A 2709-nucleotide genomic window follows, 5' to 3' on the forward strand; every position below is an offset into this window, starting at 1 on the left:
GCGGCAGGCAAGCGCAAGTTTGACGCTGAGGGTAAGCGCAAGCTGATTGACGCCTGCCTGCAGCCGGGCGCGTCAATTGCCGGACTGGCGTTGAAGGCTGGCGTGAACGCGAACCAGCTGCATAAGTGGATTCAGTTGCGCGAACGCGCGAATGCCACTGCTGCGACGGCGAGCGTCGAGCCGTTGCCATCGGCGTTCGTGCCGATCGTCACGGTGGGCGAGGTGGCGCCGGTGCGCATGAATCCCGAGCCGGTGAGCGTGCGGCGATCGTCGCACGGATACGAATCGGCGAAGACAGCGACGCCAGCGCGGCTATCGGCGCAGTTGCCCAACGGCGTGACGCTGCAGCTCGAATGCGCCGCACACGATGGCGCTCTCGTAAGGGCGATGATCGAAGCGTTGGGAGTGAACTGATGTTCCGCTTCGACGCGGACCTGCAGGTCTATCTGCACCGCGAGCCGATTGACTTCCGCGCCGGACTGAACACGCTGGTGACGGTGGTCGAGCAGTCGATGCAGCTCGATCCACTTGCGCGAGCCGTCTTCGCGTTCCACAACCGCAAACGCGATCGCGTGAAGCTTCTGCTTTATGACCGGGCCGGATTCTGGCTCCTAATGAAACGGCTCGAGGCGGACCACTTCGTGTGGCCCCGTCGTCAGCAGGCCGTGATCGAACTGACGGCCGAGCAGCTTCACCTGCTGCTCGATGGCGTCGATGTCGATGCGCTGCGCCGTCATCCTGCGCGGCAGTACTGCCACGCGAGCTAAGCTGCCGTTGCCGATAAGCAACGGCGGCTTTCGCTGTTACAAATTCGCGTAAACCTATTTGGCTCTACGACTCGCTATCGTTGAGCGCATGTCCCCTCCCGATATCCCCCGACTGCCGCGCACCGCCAAGGCCTATATCCACAAGCTGGAGGAGAGGGTGGCTGCCGATGCGCAGCTCATTGCCGAGCGTGACGCCAGGATTGACGAATTGACCCGACGCCTGGATGCGCTCGAAGAGCAATATCGTCTCGCGTTGGCCCGACAGTACGCGCCCAAGAGCGAGAAGCGTCGCGACCGCGTGTTCAACGAGGCCGAGGAAGCGGCCCAAACCGAGCCGGCCGACGAGGACAGCGACAACGCGCTGACGCTGCCCGATACCGGCTTGCCCGAGCTCGATCAGCCTGCCCCCCGCAAACGTGGCCGCAAGCCGCTGCCCGCGGACCTGCCGCGCGAGCGAATCGAGTACGACCTGCCCGAGGACCAGAAGATCTGCCCGTGCTGCAGCAAGGCCATGCATCGGATGGGCGAGGAAATCAGCGAGCAATTGCACATGGAGGTCAAGGTCTCGGTGCTCCAGCACGCGCGCTTCAAGTACGCGTGCCGCCACTGCGAGCGTCACGGCGTCCGCACGCCGATCGTGGTCGCGCCGATGCCGGCGCAGCCCTTGCCGGGCAGTCACGCGAGCGCCTCGATGATCGCCGCCGTCACGGCCGGCAAGTACGTCGACGGCACGCCGCTGTACCGGATGGAAGACGTGCTCGCGCGCTCGAGCATCGCGGTCAGCCGCGGCACGCTGGCGAACTGGATCATTCGCCCTGCCCAGCTTCACTACACGCGCCTATTCGAGGCGCTCAAGCAGATTCTGCTCAGCCAGTGGCTGATTCACGGCGACGAGACCACCGTCCAGGTCCTGAAGGAGAACGGCCGAAACGCGCAAGACACGTCATATATGTGGGTGTACCGAAGCGCGGAGGATAGCGAGCAGCCGGTGGTGCTGTTCGAGTACCAGCCGGGGCGTGGCCAGCAGTACCCGAAGGAATTCCTCGGAGACTACGCCGGCACGCTGATGACGGACGGCTGGCCCGCGTGGCGGACGGTTAAATCGGCCACGCACCTCGGGTGCCTTGCGCATGGACGCCGGATGTTCACGGACGCGCTCAAAGGACAGAAGAACAAACCGAGCCCGCGCATCACGAAGGCGCTTGAGTTCTTTCAGGCGCTGTACCAGGTCGAGACGCTCGCCAAACAGACGTTGCCCGAAGGCGAGTTGCTGGCCGATTACCGGTACCGCCTACGCCAGCAGCACAGCGTGCCGTTGCTAAACGCCTTCAAGAGCTGGCTCGACGAACTCGCGCCGAAGGTTCTGCCAAAGAGCCTGCTGGGCGAGGCGATCGGCTACTGTCTCAGGCAATGGCGGTATCTGAGCCGCTACGTAGACGATGGCCGGTCCCCAATCGATAACAACGTCATCGAACGCGACATCAGGCCCTTTGTGACCGGACGCAAGTCATGGCTCTTCAGCGATACGGTCGACGGCGCGAAAGCGAGCGCGATGGTCTACAGCCTGATGCTCACGTGTCGAGCGTGCGGCGTCGATCCCCATGCCTATCTGCTGCATGTGCTGACCGAATTGCCGCAGCGCGCACCGGATGCCGATATTAGCGACCTGCTGCCGTTCAACTTCACTCGACAGCAAGCCGTTACCGGGTAACTCAGATCGCTACCGCGCTGGGTCGAAGTATTGGTCCCACTGTTCCGATTCGGGATCGAGTCGGCGCACGATCGCGTCGTCTGCTCGCACGATCAGTCGTTCCAGCATCTGGCGCTTCGTTACCGAGTAACGGCGAGCTAACCGCGTCAGAGCAAGATACGCCTCCGTGCTCACCCACATATCCAGACGTCGATCACCGTTGCCATCCTTGCCTGCCGTGTCGCGCCTTGC

General features: G+C 63.4%; 4 protein-coding genes. 3 read left to right on the plus strand and 1 reads right to left on the minus strand.

The genetic code is table 11. The annotated features are described in order from the left end of the window. The 3 genes from tnpA to tnpC form a co-directional block, all read left to right on the plus strand. On the plus strand, window positions 1-414 hold a 414-nt coding region (gene tnpA / locus B0G57_RS30655), incomplete at its 5' end, for an IS66-like element accessory protein TnpA (protein ID WP_102607426.1). Continuing rightward, complete coding sequence (gene tnpB, locus B0G57_RS30660; protein WP_158256649.1) at window positions 414-767, plus strand: IS66 family insertion sequence element accessory protein TnpB; 354 nt, start codon at window positions 414-416, stop codon at window positions 765-767. The genes tnpA and tnpB, both read left to right, overlap by 1 nt. A gap of 88 nt (window positions 768-855) precedes the next feature. Continuing rightward, window positions 856-2478 carry an IS66 family transposase gene (gene tnpC / locus B0G57_RS30665; RefSeq protein WP_102607428.1) on the plus strand — a complete coding sequence of 541 codons (1623 nt, stop codon included), beginning with the start codon at window positions 856-858 and terminating at the stop codon, window positions 2476-2478. Between the two features lie 9 nt (window positions 2479-2487). Here tnpC and B0G57_RS32055 read toward each other — a convergent pair. Then, window positions 2488-2709: hypothetical protein (locus tag B0G57_RS32055; RefSeq protein ID WP_146013412.1), on the minus strand; the 222-nt coding region annotated here is incomplete at its 5' end.

The organism is Trinickia symbiotica, assembly GCF_002934455.1.
Taxonomy (GTDB): domain Bacteria; phylum Pseudomonadota; class Gammaproteobacteria; order Burkholderiales; family Burkholderiaceae; genus Trinickia; species Trinickia symbiotica.